This is a genomic window from Mycobacterium sp. VKM Ac-1816D (genome assembly GCF_000416385.1).
GTDB lineage: Bacteria > Actinomycetota > Actinomycetes > Mycobacteriales > Mycobacteriaceae > Mycobacterium > Mycobacterium neoaurum_A.
In genome coordinates this window covers 16,079-35,713 of record NZ_AOHQ01000140.1, presented here as the reverse complement: position 1 = coordinate 35,713, position 19,635 = coordinate 16,079, and the positions used below count along the sequence as shown (strand labels likewise).

Genomic DNA, 19,635 nt, shown 5'->3' with positions numbered 1-19,635 from the left:
ACGTTTCGTATGGGGAGTGGGGACGGCGGTGCCGTCCGGAGGGGCGAGGCAGCCCGGTCGGGGGAACGGGCCGCCTCGCCGGCTCGGTGCCGGCTATCAGGCAGCCGGCGGCATCAGGACGGTGTCGATCATGTAGACCGTGGCGTTGGCGGTCTTCACGCCGCCGCACACCAGGCCGGCGTCGCCGACCTTGAGGTCGTTACCCGCACCGGTGACGGTGACCGGGGCGCCCTGAACGGTGGTGTGCTCACCGGCGACCTGATCGGGGCTCGCCTGGCCGGGGACCACGTGGTAGGTCAGGATCGAGGTCAGCAGGTCCGAGTCGGTCTTCAGGGTCTCCAGCGTGGCCGGATCGATCTTGGCGAACGCGTCATCGGTCGGGGCGAAGACGGTGAACTCGCCGCCATTGAGCGTGTCGACCAGGTTGACGTTCGGGTTGAGCTGGCCCGAGAGCGCCTGGGTGAGGGTCTTGAGCATCGGATTGTTGGAGGCGGCGACGGTCACCGGGTCGGCGGCCATACCGGTCACCGATCCGGGCCCCTCGGGGTTCTGCTCGGCGTACGCGGCGCAGCCCGAACCGATCAGGTTGCCGGCCGGCGCGGCCATGCTGGACGTGGTCTCCGGTGCCGCCATCGACGAGGTCATGGAGGAGATTGAGGAACTGGCTTCACTGGCACTGCTCTCGACTGACGAAGTGCCGCCCGAACAGGCGGACAGCCCGAGCGCCGCGACGGCGGCGAACCCGGCAAATGCGATGCGATGCTGGTGGGTCAATGTCATGAGACTCAACTTCCTTGTTGGCGGGTGGCTGGTACCGACCCGGTTGGCCCTACATAGGTCATTCGGTGCCCACCGCGGCCCGGATGGGTCTGCAGCAGAATTCGTGTCTGGGCGGGGCACAATGGTCGATGTGAGTTCTGACCGCCGGCGCGTGCTGATCCTGGGTAGTACCGGGTCGATCGGTACGCAGGCCCTCGACGTCATCGCCGCGAACCCCGACAGTTTCGAGGTGGTGGGGCTGGCCGCCGGCGGTGGCAACGCCGAACTGCTGGCCCGCCAGGCCGCCGAGACCGGCGTCACGAACGTGGCCGTCGCCGACCCCGATGCGCCCATCGAGGCCCGCTACCGCGGACCGGAGGCCGCCACCCGACTGGTCGAGGACACCGACGCCGATGTGGTGCTCAACGCTCTTGTCGGGGCGCTGGGCCTCAAACCGACCCTGGCCGCCCTGCACAGCGGCGCCCGGCTGGCGCTGGCGAACAAGGAATCCCTGGTCGCAGGTGGGCCGCTGGCCCTGGCCGCCGCGGCCCCCGGCCAGATCGTGCCGGTGGACTCCGAGCACTCCGCGTTGGCGCAGTGCCTCCGCGGCGGGACCCCCGAGGAAGTGGCCAGCCTGGTCCTGACTGCCTCGGGTGGACCGTTCCGGGGCTGGGCTTCGCAGGCACTGGAGGATGTCACCCCCGAACAGGCCGGCGCCCACCCCACCTGGTCGATGGGACCGATGAACACGTTGAACTCGGCGACCTTGGTCAACAAGGGTCTTGAGCTGATCGAGACGCACCTGCTGTTCGGCGTCGACTACGACCGCATCGAGGTGGTCGTGCATCCCCAGTCGATCGTGCATTCGATGGTGACCTTCACCGACGGGTCGACGCTGGCCCAGGCCAGTCCGCCGGATATGAAGTTGCCGATCGCGCTGGCGCTGGGATGGCCGGCACGGGTGCCCGGCGCCGCCGCGGCCTGTGACTGGTCTACCGCCTCGACCTGGACGTTCGAGCCGCTGGACGCGGCGGTGTTCCCGGCCGTCGACCTGGCCCGCGAGGCCGGCCGCCGGGGCGGCAGCCTGACCGCGGTCTACAACGCCGCCAACGAGGAGGCCGCGGCGGCATTCCTCGACGGCCGGATCCGTTTTCCGGCGATTGTCCGAACCGTCGCCGATGTGCTGCACGCCGCCGATCAGTGGGCCGCGCAACCAGCTACCGTGGAAGAGATACTCGAAGCGCAGGACTGGGCCCGAGCACGGGCCGGCAGCGCCATCGACCGGGAGGTAGTCGCAAGCCGATGATGTTCACTGTCGGCATCGTGCTCTTCGCACTGGCCATCCTCGCGTCGGTGGCATTGCACGAGTGCGGGCACATGTGGGTGGCCCGAGCCACCGGTATGAAGGTGCGCCGCTATTTCGTCGGCTTCGGTCCGACGCTGTGGTCGACGCGGCGACCCAACAAGCTCGGCAGTACCGAATACGGCATCAAGGCCGTCCCGCTCGGCGGGTTCTGCGATATCGCAGGCATGACCGCCGTCGACGAGATCGCCGATGAGGACCGGCCCTACGCGATGTACCGCCAGAAGGTGTGGAAGCGCGTCGCGGTGCTGTTCGCCGGGCCCGCGATGAACTTCATCATCGGCCTGGTCCTCATCTACGGCATCGCCGTCGTGTGGGGGCTGCCCAGCCTGACGCCGCCACCGACGACCGCCGTGATCGGTGAAACCGCTTGTGTGGCACCGCAGGTGGCCAAGGAGGGGGACACCCTCTACGGTCCGTGTCCGCAGCCCGGCCCCGGCCCGGCGGCCCTGGCCGGACTGCAGCCCGGGGACACCATCGTCAAGGTCGGCGACACCGATGTGGCGACATTCCCCGAGATGGCGGCCGAGATCCGCAAGCTCGACGGTCCGGTCCAGGTGGTCTACGAGCGAGACGGCCAGCGCCTGTCCACCGTCGTCGACGTCGCCAGGACCCAGCGTTTCACCTCGGCCGAGGCGGCCACCCCGGACACGGTCGGTGCCATCGGTGTCAGCGCGGTGCAACCGCCCGGGCCCACGCAGTACAACCCGTTGACCGCCATCCCGGCGACTTTCACCTTCACCGGTGATCTGGCAGTCGAACTCGGCAAGGCGCTGGCGAAGATCCCCACCAAGATCGGCGCCCTCGTCGACGCCATCGGTGGCGGGGAACGCGACAAGGAGACCCCGATCTCGGTGGTGGGCGCCTCGATCATCGGCGGCGAGACCGTCGACGCCGGGCTGTGGGTGGCCTTCTGGTTCTTCCTGGCCCAGCTGAACTTCGTGCTGGGAGCGGTCAACCTGATCCCACTGCTGCCCTTCGACGGTGGTCACGTCGCGGTGGCCACCTACGAGAAGTTACGGAACATGTTCCGTGCGGCCCGCGGCAAAGTCGCCGCGGAACCGGTCAACTATCTCAAGCTGATGCCCGCCACCTACGTTGTGCTGGCGGTGGTTGCCGGGTACATGCTGTTGACGGTCACCGCCGACTTTGTCAACCCGATCAGCATCTTCGACTAGGAGTTCGACTGTGACGTCCATCGGCCTCGGCATGCCGGCCCCGCCGCCGCCCGTGCTGGCCCCCCGCCGCAAGACCCGGCAGCTCAAGGTCGGTGATGTCGGTGTGGGCAGTGAATCCCCGATCTCGGTGCAGTCCATGTGCACCACCAAGACCCATGACATCAACTCGACGCTGCAGCAGATCGCCGAGTTGACCGCCTCCGGATGCGATATCGTCCGCGTCGCCTGCCCGCGTCAGGAAGACGCCGACGCGCTGCCGATCATCGCCAAGAAGGCCAACATCCCGGTCATCGCGGACATCCACTTCCAGCCCAAATACATCTTCGCGGCCATCGACGCCGGATGCGCGGCGGTTCGGGTGAACCCAGGAAACATCAAGGAGTTCGACGGTCGGGTCAAGGAGGTGGCCAAGGCCGCGGGCGCGGCGGGTATTCCGATCCGGATCGGGGTCAACGCCGGCTCGCTGGACAAGCGCATGCTGGAGAAGTACGGCAAGGCGACCCCGGAGGCGTTGGTCGAGTCCGCGCTGTGGGAGGCCTCGCTGTTCGAGGAGCACGGCTTCGGCGATATCAAGATCAGCGTCAAGCACAACGACCCGGTCATCATGGTCGCGGCCTACGAGCAGCTCGCCGCGCAGTGTGATTACCCGCTGCACCTCGGTGTCACCGAGGCGGGGCCGGCGTTCCAGGGCACCATCAAATCCGCCGTCGCGTTCGGTGCGCTGCTCTCCCGCGGGATCGGCGACACCATTCGGGTCTCGTTGTCGGCGCCGCCCGCTGAGGAGATCAAGGTCGGCAACCAGATCCTGGAGTCGCTGAACCTGCGTCCGCGCGGGTTGGAGATCGTCTCCTGCCCGTCCTGCGGGCGCGCCCAGGTCGATGTGTACACGCTGGCCAACGAGGTCTCCGCCGGTCTGGACGGGCTCGATGTACCGCTGCGGGTCGCCGTGATGGGGTGTGTGGTGAACGGACCGGGCGAGGCGCGGGAGGCCGACCTGGGGGTGGCTTCGGGCAACGGTAAGGGGCAGATCTTCGTCAAGGGTGAGGTCGTCAAGACCGTCCCCGAGGCCCAGATCGTGGAAACCCTCATCGAGGAGGCCATGCGGATCGCCGGGGAGGCGGACGAGCAGGGAACTCCCTCCGGCCCACCGGTTGTCACCGTAAGCTGAGAAACGGCCCTGCGCTGCGGGGCCATCACTGTCGGCCGGCCCCCAGAAAGAGTCCCCAATGTCGGCTCCACCGCTGTCCCGCTTCACCGCAGACCGCAGGGTCTCGGTGGTGCGCGACCTGGAGCCCGTGCGTGCGGTCCTGGACCAGGATCCCGTCGCCGCATGCATGGTGGCCTGCCGGGTACAGGAATTCGGGGTGGACCCCAGCGCCATCGGCGGCGAGTTGTGGACGCGCCGGCGCCCTGCCGAATCCCTGTGCTACGCCGGGGCGAACCTGATTCCGCTGCGTGGCGGTGGCGACGATCTCGCCGCCTTCGCGGCCAAGGCGCTCAGCGGCCCGCGGCGCTGTTCGTCGCTGGTCGGCCGGGCCGAGCTGGTGATGCCGATGTGGCGGCATCTGGCGCCCGGGTGGGGACCGGCCCGCGATGTCCGCGATGACCAGCCGCTGATGGCGCTGACCGACGCCCCGGTCTGCGCCCCCGATCCGGCGGTTCGCCAGGTTCGGATGGAAGAGCTGGACACCTACCTGGTGGCCGCGATCGAGATGTTCATCGGCGAGGTCGGTATCGATCCGCGGATGGGCGACGGTGGCCGCAGCTACCGCCGTCGGGTCGCCGGCCTGATCGCTGCGGGGCGTGCCTGGGCGCGATTCGAGCGCGGCGAGGTCGTCTTCAAGGCCGAGATCGGTTCGCAGTCACCGACGGTCGGGCAGATTCAGGGTGTCTGGGTGCACCCGGACTGGCGTGGCCGGGGGCTGGGTGCAGCCGGGACCGCGGCGGTGTCGGCCGCAGTGCTGCGCGGCGGCCGTATCGCGAGCCTCTATGTCAACGGGTTCAATCACGTCGCGCGCGCGACCTACGCCCGGATCGGTTTCACCCAGGTCGGCACGTTCGCCACGATCCTGCTCGACTGAGATCGACGTTTCTGTGGTCTACGCGCGCCGTGGACCGCAAAAGTGTTGATCTCGACGCAATCACAGTTGTGTGTCGGTGCGCCTAAGCCGTCGGCGCCCGTTGCGCTTTTAACATCTGTCTCAATGACAACACAGGCATCGGTGACCACATCCGTATCACGGCGTGCGCGGCTGCGGACCGCGGTCGCCGTGCTGGCTGTCGCTGCCCTCGGCACCTCGCTGAGCGCCTGCACGCCGAAACCCGACGGACCCGAGCCCGCTGCCGCGAAGTTCTTCGCGGCGCTGTCCACCGGGGACACCGCCGGCGCCGCGGCCCTGGCCGACAAGCCCGAGGAGGCCAAGGAGGCGCTCAACGAGGCCTGGGCGGGTCTGCAGGCCAACCGGCTGGACACCCAGATCACCGGATCGAAGTACGAACTCGATACCGGCACAGTGAAATACCGCTACACCTGGCACCTGCCCAAGGAGCGGACCTGGACCTATGACGGTGAGCTCAACATGGTCCGCAACGAGGGACAGTGGGAGGTCCGCTGGACCACCACCGGCCTGCACCCGGGACTCGGTGCCAACCAGACCTTGGCCCTGCGCGCCGATCCGCCGCGGCGGGCCTCGGTCAACGAACGCTCCGGCAGCGATGTGTTGGTGCCGGGCTACCTGTATCACTACGCCCTCGACGCACGCGCCGCCGGCGCCGAGCTGATGCCGACGGCCCGCGCCATCGTCGACGCGCTGCGACCGTTCGACGCCACCCTCGATGCCCAGCGTCTGGCGGAGGAGGCCAGCTCGAAGGCCACCCCGCTGAGCCTGATCACCCTGCGCAAGACCGACCACGACCGGGTGTTCGCGGCGATCGGCTCGCGACCTGGCGTGGTGGCCACACCGCAACCGGAGATGCTGCCGACCGACGAGAAGTTCGCGCCGGCGATCGTCCAGGAGGTCAAGAAGGCGGTCAGCGGTGATCTGGCCGGTGAGCCGGGTTGGCGGGTGGTCAGCGTCAACCAGAACGGTGTCGACGTCGCCGTGCTCAGCGAGGAGCCCGGCACCCCGGCGCCGTCGGTGACCATCAGCCTGGACCGCTCGGTGCAGAACGCGGCGCAGGACGCGGTGAACATGGTCGGCAAGAAGGCGATGATCGTGGCCATCAAGCCGTCGACCGGCGAGATCCTGGCCGTGGCGCAGAACGCTGCCGCCGATGTCGACGGTCCCACCGCGACGATGGGCCTCTACCCGCCAGGGTCGACGTTCAAGATCGTCACCGCGGCCGCGGCTCTCGAACGCGATATGGCCACTCCCAACACCCTGCTCGGCTGTCCGGGCACCCTGGACATCGGGCACCGCACCGTGACCAACTACAACGCCTTCGACCTCGGCACCGTGCCACTGTCGCGGGCCTTCGCCAACTCCTGCAACACCACCTTCGCCGAGCTGGCCAGCGTGATGCCGCCGCGTGGACTGACCACCGCGGCCGCCCGCTACGGACTGGGACCCGACTTCATCGTCGACGGCGTGCCGACGGTCACCGGATCGGTGCCGCCCACGGTCGATCTCGCCGAACGTACCGAGGACGGGTTCGGCCAGGGCAAGGTGCTGGCGAGCCCCTTCGGCATGGCCCTCGTCGCGGCGACGGTCGCGGCGGGCAAGACCCCGGTGCCGCACCTGATCGAGGGACGTCAGACCGAGATCCACGGGCAGGCGGGCGAGCCGCTGAACCCGGAGATCGTCGACGGGCTGCGGCCGATGATGCGGCTGGTGGTGACCAACGGCACCGCCAAGGACCTCAACGGACTCGGCGATGTGCGGGGCAAGACCGGTGAGGCCGAGTTCGACGGCGGCTCCCACGCCTGGTTCACCGGCTATCGCGGAGACATGGCGTTCGCCGCGCTCATCGTCGGCGGCGGCAGCTCGGAGTACGCGGTGCGGATGTGCCGCGACATGCTCAACGGGTTGCCCCCGGATTACTTGGCCTAGCCTGGACCGGTGACCGACGATCTGACGCTGCGGGTCTCCGATGCGGACCGCAACGGCACGCTGCGCAGGCTGCACAACGCTGTCGCGCTCGGGCTCATCGATATCGAGGAGTTCGAGGAGCGCTCCGCGCGGGTGGCCTCGGCCCGACTGCATTCGGATCTGACCGCCCTGGTCGACGACCTGCCCGGCCCCGGTGCGATCGTCACCTCCGCCGCCGACCGGGTCGAACTGCGGGGCGTGATGGGTTCGCTGAAACGCCAGGGGGAGTGGGTGGTTCCGACCCGGCTGGCGCTCACCCGGCGCATGGGTTCGGTGGACCTGGACCTGACCCGCGCGCGGTTCGCCGGACCGATGGTGGTGATCGAACTCGATCTCAAGTTCGGCTCACTCGACCTGCGCCTGCCCGCCGGCGCCAGCGCCTCCATCGACGATGTGGAGGTGGTGGTCGGCAGCGCCCGCGATCACCGCGCCGACGCACCCGCCGAGGGCACCCCGCACATCATCCTCACCGGCAAGGTGGTCTGCGGGTCGGTGGACATCCGCGGGCCGCGGCGCACCTGGAAGCCGAGCCTGCGGACACCGGTACGGCGCGGCCCCCGATCTCGGTAGGCTGATCGTCATGCCTGTTCGTGCCCCATTGCGCTCCGGAGAGCTGTCACCGACCCTGCCGGTGCCCAAATCGATCGAGCGCCCGGAGTACGTCTGGAAGCCCACGGCAGCCGAGGGCAGCGAGCCCTGGGTCCAGACCCCGGAGGTCATCGAGAAGATGCGAGTCGCCGGGCGCATCGCCGCGGGCGCGCTGCTCGAGGCGGGCAAGGCCGTCGCGCCCGGTGTCACCACCGACCACCTCGACCGGGTGGCCCACGACTACATGATCGACCACGGTGCCTATCCGTCGACGCTCGGCTACAAGGGCTTTCCCAAATCGTGCTGCACCTCGCTCAACGAGGTCATCTGTCACGGCATCCCGGATTCGACGGTGATCGCCGACGGTGACATCGTCAACATCGACGTCACCGCCTATATCGACGGCGTGCACGGCGACACCAACGCGACCTTCCTGGCCGGCGATGTCTCCGAGGAACACCGACTGCTCGTCGAACGCACCCACGAGGCGACCATGCGGGCGATCAAGGCCGTCAAACCCGGTCGTCAGCTCTCGATCGTCGGACGGGTCATCGAGGCGTATGCCAACCGGTTCGGCTACAACGTGGTTCGCGATTTCACCGGGCACGGCATCGGTGAGACGTTCCACAACGGGCTGGTCGTCCTGCACTACGACCAGCCGGCCGTCGATACCGTGCTGGAGCCCGGGATGACGTTCACCATCGAACCGATGATCAACCTCGGATCGCTGGACTACGAGATCTGGGATGATGGCTGGACGGTGGCGACCCGGGACCTGAAGTGGACGGCCCAGTTCGAGCACACGCTCGTCGTCACCGAGGACGGTGCCGAGATTCTGACCCTGCCTTGAGGGGCGCACTGCTGATCGCCGGCACCACCTCCGATGCCGGTAAATCGATGGTGGTGGCCGGGCTCTGTAAGTTGCTGGCGCGCAAGGGCATCAGCGTGGCGCCATTCAAGGCGCAGAACATGAGCAACAACTCCGCGGTGACGGTCGAGGGTGGTGAGATCGGCCGGGCGCAGGCGGTTCAGGCCCGCGCCTGTGGGCTGGCGCCCAGCGTGCGATTCAACCCCGTGCTGCTCAAACCAGGTAGTGACCGCACTTCCCAGCTGGTGGTGCGCGGCCAGGTCGCAGGCACCATGGCCGCCGGCGACTATTTCACCAAGCGCAGCCAGCTCGCCGAGATCGTCAACGACGAATTGCGGTCCTTGCGAACCGAATTCGACGTCGTCATCTGTGAGGGGGCCGGCTCGCCTGCCGAGATCAACCTGCGCGCCACCGATCTGTCGAACATGGGTCTGGCGCGCGCCGCCGACCTGCCGGTGGTGGTGGTCGGTGATATCGACCGTGGTGGCCTGCTGGCCCACCTGTTCGGCACCGTCGCCGTGCTGTCGCCGCAGGACCAGCGACTGATCAGCGGATTCCTGGTCAACAAGTTCCGCGGCGATCCGGGACTGTTGGCGCCCGGACTGGACCAGCTGCGCGAGCTGACCGGCCGCCCCACCTACGGGGTGATCCCGTACCTGGACGAGCTGTGGATGGACACCGAGGACTCGTTGTCGGTACAGGCCGGCCGCACCTTGGGCGCACCGGTCCCCGCCGTGGGACGCGACGGTTTGCGCGTCGGGGCGATCCGGCTGCCGCGCATCTCCAATTCCACCGATGTCGAGGCGCTGGCCTGTGAACCCGGCGTGCAGGTGCACTGGATCACCGAACCCGCCGAGCTCGTCGACGTTGACGTCGTGGTGTTGCCGGGCAGCAAGGCCACGGTGTCGGATCTGGACTGGCTGCGGGCCCGTGGGTTGGCTGACGCGGTGACCGCCCACGCGGCGGCCGGTGGTCCGGTACTCGGTGTGTGCGGTGGCTTCCAGATGCTGTGCCGATCGATCGATGATCCGGTCGAGTCGAAGGCGGGCACCGTCGCCGGACTGGGTCTGCTGTCCGCCGATATCGTCTTCGCGCAGCAGAAGACTTTGCGGCACTGGGAATCCCCACTGACCGGTTATGAGATACACCACGGTCAGGTCGTCGGTGGCGCGGAGGCCGACTGGTTGGGCGTCGGCATCCGGCGCGACCAGGTGTACGGCACCCACTGGCACGGCCTGCTCGACAACGACGAACTGCGCCGGGCCTGGCTGGCCGAGGTCGCCGAGGCGGCCGGTCGGACCGGCTTCGTGGTGGCAACCGATGTCAGCGTGCCCGCCCGCCGGGACGCCCAGCTCGACGCGATGGCCGATGCGTTGCAGGCACATGTCGACATCGACGCGCTGCTGGCGCTGCTGTCGGGCGCCCCGCAGCGTCCGGTCATCACCCACCACGCTCGGTAGCCTGTGCTGATGATCCGCGCACTCCGGTGGTTGTCCGCACTGGTCGCCGTGCTGGCGACGCTGACGGGCTGCACGAGCGCCGTGTCGGGCACGCCGACCTGGCCCGGTGCGCGCCTTGAAAAAGTGGTCCTGACGTCGGCCGATTTCCCGGACGGTGTCCAGTACGACCGCATCGTCGAAGAGGAAGGCGTTCCCGACGGGGCGGGCGGGCCGCCGCCGATGCTCTCGGACCCGCCGGGGTGCAGCGAGGGCTTCAGCAAGTCGATCGGGGCCACGGCCGAGCGCGGTCCCGGCAGCGCCGCGAAGTACGTCGTCGGATACAACGGCGCGCGAATGCTGATCACCGTGTTGAGCTGGTCCCTGGACACCGAGACACTGCAGGCGATCGCCGAACGCTGTGAGCGGTTCGTCACCTATTTCGGACCGGGATCGCCCTCGATCCCGATGACCACGACCGCACTGGACACCGACCGCGACGGAGCGCTGGTCTATCAACAGACCATGGATCTGGGTGGGGCTCGCAGCAGCGTGTTCTTCTCGTTCGAGAATGTGGGTTCGATGGCGGTGTTCGGCGTCGCGTTTCCCACCCCGGACCCCCGGATCCCGGTCAAAGCGACGCTGCCACAGACCTTTCTGGAGGCAATGGGCAAGCAGGCCGAACGCTTGGAACAGGCGTGAAGACCCGTGAAAACAGCCCCGCCGGACAGCGGAATGACCTAGCGTGACCGAGATGCCCACCACGACCGTGACCGTCGACGGAACTGGATTCGCGGTGGACGTCGCGGGTCCGGAGAACGCCGGTGTGGTGGTGCTGCTCGGCTCGGCACAACTGGCACCCGCCGCCTATGACGGGGTGTGCCAACGGCTGCACACCGCATCGCTGCGCACCGTGGTGATCGCCGCTCACCCGAAACTGGATGCGGCGACGGTCATCGCGATCATGGACACCTTCGACATCCGGTGGAGCACCCTGGTCGGTGATCGCGCCGGCGCCGAGATCGCCTGGGAGCTTGCCGCGACCCGCCTGGACCGGTTCACCGGTCTGGTGGTCATCGATCGCGGTCACCCGCGGGTCGCCGATGAGGCCGGGGTGACCCGTGACGAGAACTGCACGCCGGTCGAGGTGGCGACGACGGTACTGGTCAGCAACGCCAAGGCCGCCGATGTCGCCAAGGCCAGCCAGCGCTATGTCTACGGTGAGTTCCGTCTCGTCGAATTGTTGGGCCGTCGTAATGCCGGCGAATCGACGGCGCAACTGGCCGCCGAGATCGTGATGCGCACCAGCACCTGGTGACTTCCTCCCGACCGGGCGGGTCCTCTCGCTTTCCATTGGTCTGATGGCCTACCTTTAGAGGTGACGGCTGGGTCGATGCCGATCCGCGCCGAGCCGACAGGACGGAGCCAGCATGCTGACGCAAGCCGAATTGGAGCGTCTCGTCGCCGCCGGAGAGATCGACACGGTCATCGTCGCCTTCCCCGACATGCAGGGCAGGCTGACCGGTAAACGGGTATCAGCACGGCTGTTCGTCGAGGAAGTCGCCGCCCACGGCGCCGAATGCTGTAACTACCTGCTGGCCGTCGACGTGGACATGAACACCGTCGAGGGCTACGCCATGTCCAGCTGGGAAACCGGCTACGGCGATATGGTCATGACCCCCGACTTCGACACGCTGCGCCTGCTGCCCTGGTTGCCCGGCTCGGCGCTGCTGATGGCCGATTTGTCGTTCACAGACGGTAAGCCGGTCGCCCCCGCGCCGCGCAGCATCCTGGCCGCGCAGCTCAAGCGGCTGGCCGACCGCGGGCTGAGTGCGTATGTGGGCACCGAGCTGGAGTTCATGGTTTTCGACGACACCTTCCGCGATGCGTGGAAGGCGGGATATCGCGGGCTGACCCCGGCCAGCGACTACAACATCGACTACGCGATGCTGGCCTCGACCCGGATGGAACCGCTGCTACGCGACATCCGACTCGGCATGGACGGCGCCGGGATGTACTGCGAGGGTGTCAAGGGAGAGTGCAACCTCGGCCAGCAGGAGATCGCCTTCCGGTACGACGAAGCGCTGGTCACCTGCGACAACCACACCATCTACAAGAACGGTGCCAAGGAGATCGCCGACCAGCACGGCAAGTCGCTGACCTTCATGGCCAAGTTCGACGAACGCGAGGGCAACAGCTGCCACATCCACATATCTCTTCGGGGTGCAGGCGCGGACAATGACGGAGAAGCCGTCTTCGCCGATGACAATGATCCGCTCGGGATGTCGGCGATGTTCCGCAGCTTCGTTGCCGGCCAGCTGGCCACGCTGCGCGAGATGAGCCTGTGGTACGCGCCGAACATCAACTCCTACAAGAGATTCGCCGACGGCAGTTTCGCCCCGACTGCGGTGGCCTGGGGACTGGACAACCGGACCTGCGCGCTGCGCGTCGTCGGGCACGGCCAGGGCATGCGGATGGAGAACCGGGCGCCCGGTGGTGATGTCAACCAGTACCTGGCCGTCGCCGCACTTATCGCCGGTGGGCTTCACGGTATCGACAACGAGCTGGAACTCCCGGATGCGTTGGCAGGCAATGCCTATACCAGCGGTGCCGACCGCCTGCCGACCACCCTGGCCGAGGCCGCCGATCTCTTCGAGGCATCGCAGGTCGCGCGCGATGCGTTCGGTGACGAGGTCGTCGAGCACTACCTCAACAACGCTCGTGTCGAGCTGAAGGCCTTCAACGCCGCCGTCACCGACTGGGAGAGAGTGCGTGGTTTTGAACGGCTCTGAGAATCCGGTCCTGGGCCTGACGACCTATCTGCAGCAGGCCCAGACCGGTGTCTGGGATGTGCAGGCCAGCTTCCTGCCCGCCATCTATCTGCAGGGGGTGAACCTGGCAGGCGGCGCAGCTGTACTGCTACCGCCCCAGCAGCCCGACGTCGCAGACCGGGTGCTCGACGGGCTCGACGGGCTGATCATCACCGGTGGCCGTGATGTCGATCCCGCGGCCTACGGTCAGGGCAGGCACCAGCTGACCGATGAGCCCGCCGGTGATCGCGATGCCTGGGAGTTCGCCCTCGTCGAGCGGGCGTTGGCGCGTCGACTTCCGGTGCTCGGGATCTGCCGCGGTGCACAGGTTCTCAACGTCGTGCTCGGTGGCACACTGCACCAGCATCTGCCCGATGTGCTCGGGCACAGCCGCCACCAACTCGGCAACGCGGTGTTCACCACCTCCGCGGTGGTGACGGTGCCCGGCACCCGGCTTGCCGCGCTGATCGGTGAGAACACCGATGCCCAGTGCTATCACCACCAGGGCATCGACCGGCTCGGACGCGGGCTCATCGTCAGCGCGCTCGACGGTGCCGACCGCACCATCGAGGCCGTGGAACTCGACCCCGGTGCCCACCCGGACCAGTTCGCGATCGCCGTGCAATGGCATCCCGAGGAGCGTCTGGACGATCTGCGGCTGTTCGCCGCCGTCGTCGCCGCCGCCCGGGAGTACGCGCACACCAGACATCCATCGACAGAAAGCGTTTCATGACCAGCTGTGACGTCATCAACCCGGCGACCGAGCAACTGCTGCGCCGGGTCGAATTACTCGACGTCGCCGCCGTCGACGATGCGGTGGCCCGTGCCGTCGTCGCGCAACGGAAGTGGGCCCGGCTCGCACCCGCGGAGCGGGCGGCCGCATTGCGTGCCTTCGCTGCGGCCGTCGATACCCACATCGGCGAGCTCGCCGCCCTGGAGGTGGCCAACTCCGGGCACCCGATCGGGCAGGCCGAATGGGAGGCCGGTCATGTCCGCGATGTGCTGAACTTCTATGCGGCCAGCCCGGAACGCCTGTCCGGCAAGCAGATCCCGGTCGCCGGTGGCATCGACGTGACGTTCAACGAACCGCTCGGAGTGGTGGGGATCATCACCCCGTGGAACTTCCCGATGACCATCGCGTCCTGGGGATTCGCACCCGCGCTGGCCGCAGGCAATGCCGTGCTGGTCAAACCCGCCGAGTGGACCCCGCTGACCACGCTGCGGCTGGCCGAGCTGGCCGTCACCGCGGGCCTGGACCCCGACCTGTTTCAGGTGCTGCCCGGCGCCGGCCCGGTGGTCGGGGAGCGGTTCGTCACCCACGAACACGTTCGCAAGGTCGTCTTCACCGGATCCACCGCGGTGGGCACCCGGGTGATGGCCGGGGCCGCCGCGCACGTCAAGCGGGTGACCCTGGAACTGGGCGGCAAGAGCGCCAACATCATCTTCGACGACTGCGATCTGGAACGAGCGGCGGCGACCGCGCCCTACGGCGTGTTCGACAACGCCGGACAGGATTGCTGCGCACGTAGCCGGATCCTGGTGCAACGCAATGTCTACGAGCGATTCATGGAACTCCTCGAGCCCGCCGTGGCCGCGGTCAAGGTGGGTGACCCGACATCGCCGGAGACCGAGATGGGGCCGCTGGTATCGCGCAGGCATTGGGAGTCGGTGCACAGCTACGTGCCCGACGACGCGCCGATCGCGTTCCGCGGATCGGCGCCCGAGGGCCCCGGGTTCTGGTTCCCGCCGACCGTCCTGACCCCGCGGCGCACCGACCGCACCGTCACCGAGGAGATCTTCGGACCCGTCGTCACGGTGCTGCCGTTCGACGACGAGGCCGATGCCATCGCGCTGGCCAACGACACCGAATACGGTCTGTCCGGTTCGATCTGGACCGACAACCTGTCGCGGGCGCTACGGGTGTCCCGCGCCGTCGAGGCGGGCAACCTGAGCGTCAACTCGCATTCCTCGGTCCGCTACACCACCCCCTTCGGTGGCTTCAAGCAATCCGGTCTCGGCCGGGAGCTCGGTCCGGACGCGCCGCTGTCCTTCACCGAGACCAAGAACGTATTCATCGCCGTCGGCGAAGCCCAGTAGAGGAGAGGCAAGTGGATCTGACCCAGCGACTCAAGGACAAGGTCGCCGTCATCACCGGTGGTGCCAGCGGGATCGGCCTGGCCGCCGCGAAGCGCATGCAGGCCGAGGGCGCCATCGTGGTCATCGGTGATGTCGACCCGGCCACCGGCCAGTCGGTCGCCAACGATCTCAACGTGACCTTCGTCCAGGTCGACGTCTCCGACCCGGTCGCGGTGGACAACCTGTTCGACACCGCCTTCGAGGTACACGGCGGGGTGGACATCGCCTTCAACAACGCAGGAATCAGCCCGCCCGAGGACGACCTGATCGAGAACACCAGCCTGGATGCCTGGCAACGGGTGCAGGACATCAACCTCAAATCGGTCTTCCTCTGCTCCAAAGCCGCACTGCGGCACATGGTTCCCGCGCAGCGCGGGTCGATCATCAACACCGCGTCGTTCGTCGCGGTGATGGGTTCGGCGACCTCGCAGATCTCCTACACCGCCTCCAAGGGGGGCGTACTGGCCATGTCGCGAGAGCTCGGTGTGCAATTCGCGCGCCAGGGTATCCGGGTCAATGCGTTGTGCCCCGGACCGGTGAACACCCCGCTGCTCAAGGAGCTGTTCGCCAAGGATCCCGAACGCGCGGCCCGCAGGCTGGTGCACGTGCCGGTCGGCCGGTTCGCCGAACCCGAGGAGCTCGCCGCCGCGGTGGCCTTCCTGGCCAGCGATGACGCCTCGTTCATCACCGGCTCGTCGTTCCTCGTCGACGGCGGCATCAGCTCGGCCTATGTGACACCGCTGTAGGGGGAGGTTCCGTTGTCGGTGGTACCGGATCCGCAGCCGGCCAGCGATGCTTTGCTGCGTCCGGTCCGGCTCGGCAACGCGTTCGAGGACACCGTGGGCAGGTTGCTGCAGATGATCCGGCTCGGTGTGTTGGCCCCCGGTGACTCGCTGCCGCCGGAACGGGAGCTCGCCGCCCGGCTCGGCGTCAGCCGGGACACCGTGCGCGAGGCCATCAAATCGCTGGCCGACACCGGGTATCTGGTCTCCAAACGCGGCCGCTACGGTGGCACGTTCCTGGCCGACGCGCTGCCCGAGACCGCGCAGCCGCCGGACGGTGACGTGGTCACCCGTGATGTCCTCGATGACGTGCTGCGGCTGCGCGAGATCCTGGAAGTGGGGGCGGCGCGGATGGCGGCCACCCGCACCCTGACCGAGGCCGAAGCAGCCGAATTGCGCTCGCGTTGCGAGGATGTGCGCGGTGCCGCCGCCGAGGACTACCGGCGCCTGGACTCGCGGCTGCATCTGGCGATCGCCGAGGCCGCCGGTTCGGTCTCGCTGGTGCCGCTGGTCGCCGAGAACCGGATGCGGATCAACGCATTACTCGACCAGATCCCGCTGCTGGGCCGCAACATCTCACATTCCGACGAACAGCACGATGCCATCGTCGAGGCCATCCTGGCCGGGGACGCGAACGCGGCCGCCGACGCCATGTGTGCGCATCTGGCCGGCTCTGCGGCGCTGCTGCACGGCTTCCTGGACTGAGCGCCGCGACGACCACCGCGGTCGACGACTAGATTGCCAGTCATGGAGGACGCGTCGGCGGTGGGAAAGGCGTCATCGGCGCTGAACGATGTCGACACCGGTGAATGGGCCCGGCGCTTCGATCTGCTCTCCGATCCACACCGCCTGGAGATCTTGCTGAGCTTGCACCGCGTGCCCGGTATCTGCGTCGGTGACCTTGCCGCCGCCCTGAACCGTTCCGAAAATGCCGTCTCACAAGCGCTTCGGGTGCTACGTGGGCAAGGCTGGGTGGACAGCGAACGGATCGGCCGGACGGTGAGTTACCGGCTCGACGACGAGATCGTGCACGATCTGCTGCACTGGATCGGCGCCGGGCACAGCTGAGTCGAGCGCGGGGAGCGGGCCCGACATCTTTTCGCTTGGACAGATGTTGGAGTGTCGGCTTAGGCTCGGTCGATGAACATCCCCGCTCCGTGGTCGAGCAAGGTCTCCTTCGACCGAACCGACCGGATGACGATCGCCGCGATGGCCGCCGTCGTGATCTCGCTACACGCCTTCGGGTGGGGAGTCTTGGTGCTGGCCGTTGCCCCCCAACACATCACGCTCGGGTCGGCGGGGGTCTTCGGCGTCGGCCTCGGGGTCACCGCCTACCTGCTCGGCGTGCGGCACGCGTTCGATGCCGACCATATCGCGGTCATCGACAACACCACCCGCAAGCTGGTCGGTGAGGGCAAGCGATCGATGTCGACAGGCTTCTGGTTCTCGCTCGGACATTCCAGCGTCGTCTTCGGCTTGGCGCTGCTGCTCGCTCTCGGGGTGCGGGCGCTGGCCGGCCCCGTGCAGGATGAGAGCTCGTCGATGCTGCAGACCCTCGGACTCATCGGTTCGGTGGTCGCAGGGACGTTCCTCATCCTGATCGGGGTGACCAACCTGTTTGCCGTCGTGGGTATCGCCAAGGTGTTGCGCGACATGCGCTCCGGTGACTTCGACGAGGCCGAGCTCGAGCGGCAATTGAACAATCGTGGTTTCCTGGCGCGGCTTCTGGGCAGGGTGATGAGGCGGGTCAGCAAGCCGTGGCACCTCTATCCCGTCGGACTGCTGATGGGTCTCGGTTTCGACACCGCCACACAGGTCGCGCTGCTGGTGTTGGCGGCGGGCACCGCGGCCTTCACACTGCCGTGGTACGCGATCATGGTGCTGCCGGTCCTGTTCGCGGCCGGGATGAGCCTTTTCGACGCGCTCGACGGAATCTTCATGTCCCGCGCATACGGTTGGGCGTTCCTGCATCCGATCCGCAAGGTGTACTACAACCTGACCGTGACGGTGCTCTCGGTGTTCGTCGCACTCGCCGTGGGCGTCATCGTGTTGGCCGGATTGGTCACCGATCGCTTCGGCCTGGAGGACGGCGTGCTGGCCGCGATCGGTTCGGCCGATCTCGAATTCGTCGGTTTCATGATCGTCGGAATGTTCGTCGGGACCTGGCTGATCGCGTTGGCGTACTGGCGTCTCGGGCGGGTCGAGCAGCGCTGGAGCGGCAGCGTCTGATCTCGCTAGACCAGACCCAGCAGCGCGTTCTCGATGACCTCGGGCAGCGCGGGATGGATCCAATACTGCCCGGTGGCAACCTCTTTGGCTGTCTGGCCGAAACTGATCGCCTGGATCAGCGGCTGGATGATCGACGATGCCTGATACCCCATGATGTGCGCGCCGAGCAGCTTGCCGGTCGCCCGGTCGCCGATGAGCTTGGCGATCCCGGTGGTGTCCTCCATGGCCCAGCCGTAGGCGGTGTCGCCGTAGCTCTGCACCTTGACGATGACATCGTGTCCGGCGTCGCGGGCCTGCGCCTCGGTGAGTCCGACGGTGGCCAGTTGGGGATCGGTGAACACCGCCGAGGGCACATACCGGTGATCACTGGCGACCATCGCTGCGGTGTCGTCCCAATCCTGCAGCAGGTTGTGCCGCACCACCCGCATCTCGTGATTGGCCACGTGCTTGAGCTGATAATCCGAGGACACGTCGCCCAGTGCCCACACCCCGCGCGCGCTGGTGCGCTGGAACTCGTCGACGGCGACCATGCCGTCGGAGACGTCGACGCCGGCCAGTTCGGCATCCAGCTGATCACCGTTGGGCCGGCGACCGGTGGCCACCAGCAGCATGTCGGCGGCCAGTTCGGTGCCGTCGTCGAGTTCGAGGACGACACCGTCGCCGTCCTGCGGGCGTGAGCCGACGACGTTGACATGCGTGCGCAGATCCCACTTCTGGGCGGCCAGGTCGGTGAAACGGTGGCACAGCGTCTCGTCGCAATGGGTCAGCAGACCAGGTCCGCGCACCACGATGGTGATCCGCACACCGAGCGAGGAGAACACGTGCGCGAACTCGGCGGCGACGAAACCGCCGCCGACGATCACCATGTGCTCGGGTAGTTCGCTGATGCGCATGATGTCGTCGCTGGTGTAGTACCGCACCCCGCATTCGGTGATGGCCGGTGGGATCACCGCGCGTGCGCCCGCGGCGATCACCACCTGATCGGAGCTGAACTGCGCACCATCCTCTGTGCGCAGTGTGTAACGACCGTCGGACACCCCGCTGAATCTGGTGTGACTGCCGTAGACGTCGATATTGGGCAGGCTGCGCTTGTATGCCTCACCGCCGCTGGCGATCGGGTCGATCCGGCCGAAGACCCGCGAGACGATATCGGGCCAGCGGATCTTGTCGATATGGGCGTCCACGCCGTATTGCGCGCTCTGGCGCACCGTGTGGGCGACCTCCGCGGCGTAGACGAACATCTTGGTCGGAATGCAGCCGACGTTGAGGCAGGTGCCGCCGAAGGTGCCCTGCTCGCAGATGGCGATGCGCATGTCCGCATAGCGGGGGTCGACGTTCGGGTCGGGAATGCTGTTACCCGAACCGGTGCCGATGATCGTCAGGTCGTAATGCTGCATG

General features: G+C 67.6%; 19 protein-coding genes. 17 read left to right on the top strand and 2 right to left on the bottom strand.

Annotated elements, in window-relative coordinates; translation table 11 throughout:
* Nucleotides 1–96 precede the first annotated feature (96 nt).
* Complete coding sequence (locus G154_RS20280; RefSeq protein WP_023985600.1) at nucleotides 97–780, bottom strand: fasciclin domain-containing protein; 684 nt, start codon at nucleotides 778–780, stop codon at nucleotides 97–99.
* Nucleotides 781–910: 130 nt separating this feature from the next.
* Between G154_RS20280 and dxr the strand changes: the two genes are divergently transcribed.
* The 17 genes from dxr to G154_RS20195 all read left to right on the top strand — a co-directional run bounded on the left by dxr (nucleotide 911) and on the right by G154_RS20195 (nucleotide 18,237).
* Nucleotides 911–2,065, top strand: coding sequence for a 1-deoxy-D-xylulose-5-phosphate reductoisomerase (gene dxr / locus G154_RS20275; RefSeq protein ID WP_023985601.1), 1,155 nt, complete (start codon nucleotides 911–913; stop codon nucleotides 2,063–2,065).
* Entirely contained in the window at nucleotides 2,062–3,300 is a 1,239-nt protein-coding gene (locus G154_RS20270) for an RIP metalloprotease (RefSeq protein ID WP_019512009.1), read from the top strand. The genes dxr and G154_RS20270 overlap by 4 nt, the downstream gene beginning before the upstream one ends.
* Before the next feature lie 31 nt (nucleotides 3,301–3,331).
* On the top strand, nucleotides 3,332–4,468 hold the full coding sequence (gene ispG / locus G154_RS20265) for a flavodoxin-dependent (E)-4-hydroxy-3-methylbut-2-enyl-diphosphate synthase (RefSeq protein ID WP_031601440.1): 1,137 nt from the start codon (nucleotides 3,332–3,334) through the stop codon (nucleotides 4,466–4,468).
* A 58-nt stretch (nucleotides 4,469–4,526) separates the two neighbouring features.
* Entirely contained in the window at nucleotides 4,527–5,381 is an 855-nt protein-coding gene (locus G154_RS20260; RefSeq protein ID WP_019512011.1) for a GNAT family N-acetyltransferase, read from the top strand.
* A 123-nt stretch (nucleotides 5,382–5,504) separates the two neighbouring features.
* On the top strand, nucleotides 5,505–7,349 hold the full coding sequence (locus tag G154_RS20255) for a penicillin-binding transpeptidase domain-containing protein (protein WP_019512012.1): 1,845 nt from the start codon (nucleotides 5,505–5,507) through the stop codon (nucleotides 7,347–7,349).
* Nucleotides 7,350–7,358: 9 nt separating this feature from the next.
* On the top strand, nucleotides 7,359–7,958 hold the full coding sequence (locus G154_RS20250) for a DUF1707 domain-containing protein (RefSeq protein ID WP_019512013.1): 600 nt from the start codon (nucleotides 7,359–7,361) through the stop codon (nucleotides 7,956–7,958).
* 10 nt (nucleotides 7,959–7,968) lie between these two features.
* Nucleotides 7,969–8,826 carry a type I methionyl aminopeptidase gene (gene map / locus G154_RS20245; RefSeq protein ID WP_023985603.1) on the top strand — a complete coding sequence of 286 codons (858 nt, stop codon included), beginning with the start codon at nucleotides 7,969–7,971 and terminating at the stop codon, nucleotides 8,824–8,826.
* Nucleotides 8,823–10,304, top strand: a complete 1,482-nt coding sequence (locus tag G154_RS20240) for a cobyric acid synthase (protein WP_019512015.1) — start codon at nucleotides 8,823–8,825, stop codon at nucleotides 10,302–10,304. Before map ends, G154_RS20240 begins: the two co-directional genes overlap by 4 nt.
* A gap of 9 nt (nucleotides 10,305–10,313) precedes the next feature.
* Nucleotides 10,314–10,982 carry a hypothetical protein gene (locus tag G154_RS20235; protein ID WP_023985604.1) on the top strand — a complete coding sequence of 223 codons (669 nt, stop codon included), beginning with the start codon at nucleotides 10,314–10,316 and terminating at the stop codon, nucleotides 10,980–10,982.
* 52 nt (nucleotides 10,983–11,034) lie between these two features.
* Nucleotides 11,035–11,598, top strand: coding sequence for an alpha/beta hydrolase (locus G154_RS20230; protein WP_023985605.1), 564 nt, complete (start codon nucleotides 11,035–11,037; stop codon nucleotides 11,596–11,598).
* A 112-nt stretch (nucleotides 11,599–11,710) separates the two neighbouring features.
* Nucleotides 11,711–13,072 (top strand): glutamine synthetase family protein, encoded by a 1,362-nt coding sequence (locus tag G154_RS20225; RefSeq protein WP_019512018.1) that lies wholly within the window; start codon nucleotides 11,711–11,713, stop codon nucleotides 13,070–13,072.
* Nucleotides 13,059–13,823 carry a gamma-glutamyl-gamma-aminobutyrate hydrolase family protein gene (locus G154_RS20220; RefSeq protein WP_019512019.1) on the top strand — a complete coding sequence of 255 codons (765 nt, stop codon included), beginning with the start codon at nucleotides 13,059–13,061 and terminating at the stop codon, nucleotides 13,821–13,823. Before G154_RS20225 ends, G154_RS20220 begins: the two co-directional genes overlap by 14 nt.
* A complete protein-coding gene (locus tag G154_RS20215) occupies nucleotides 13,820–15,187 on the top strand; it encodes an aldehyde dehydrogenase (RefSeq protein ID WP_019512020.1) in 1,368 nt (455 codons plus the stop codon). The genes G154_RS20220 and G154_RS20215 overlap by 4 nt, the downstream gene beginning before the upstream one ends.
* An 11-nt stretch (nucleotides 15,188–15,198) precedes the next feature.
* Complete coding sequence (locus tag G154_RS20210) at nucleotides 15,199–15,972, top strand: 3-oxoacyl-ACP reductase (RefSeq protein WP_019512021.1); 774 nt, start codon at nucleotides 15,199–15,201, stop codon at nucleotides 15,970–15,972.
* A 12-nt stretch (nucleotides 15,973–15,984) separates the two neighbouring features.
* Nucleotides 15,985–16,713: a FadR/GntR family transcriptional regulator gene (locus G154_RS20205; protein WP_023985606.1), complete on the top strand. Its 729-nt coding sequence runs from the start codon at nucleotides 15,985–15,987 to the stop codon at nucleotides 16,711–16,713.
* A 42-nt stretch (nucleotides 16,714–16,755) separates the two neighbouring features.
* On the top strand, nucleotides 16,756–17,076 hold the full coding sequence (locus G154_RS20200) for a helix-turn-helix transcriptional regulator (protein ID WP_019512023.1): 321 nt from the start codon (nucleotides 16,756–16,758) through the stop codon (nucleotides 17,074–17,076).
* Between the two features lie 72 nt (nucleotides 17,077–17,148).
* Nucleotides 17,149–18,237 (top strand): HoxN/HupN/NixA family nickel/cobalt transporter, encoded by a 1,089-nt coding sequence (locus G154_RS20195; RefSeq protein WP_019512024.1) that lies wholly within the window; start codon nucleotides 17,149–17,151, stop codon nucleotides 18,235–18,237.
* A 5-nt stretch (nucleotides 18,238–18,242) separates the two neighbouring features.
* Here the strand turns inward: G154_RS20195 and mtr are convergent, their stop codons facing one another.
* Entirely contained in the window at nucleotides 18,243–19,634 is a 1,392-nt protein-coding gene (gene mtr, locus G154_RS20190; protein WP_019512025.1) for a mycothione reductase, read from the bottom strand.
* Nucleotide 19,635 lies beyond the last annotated feature (1 nt).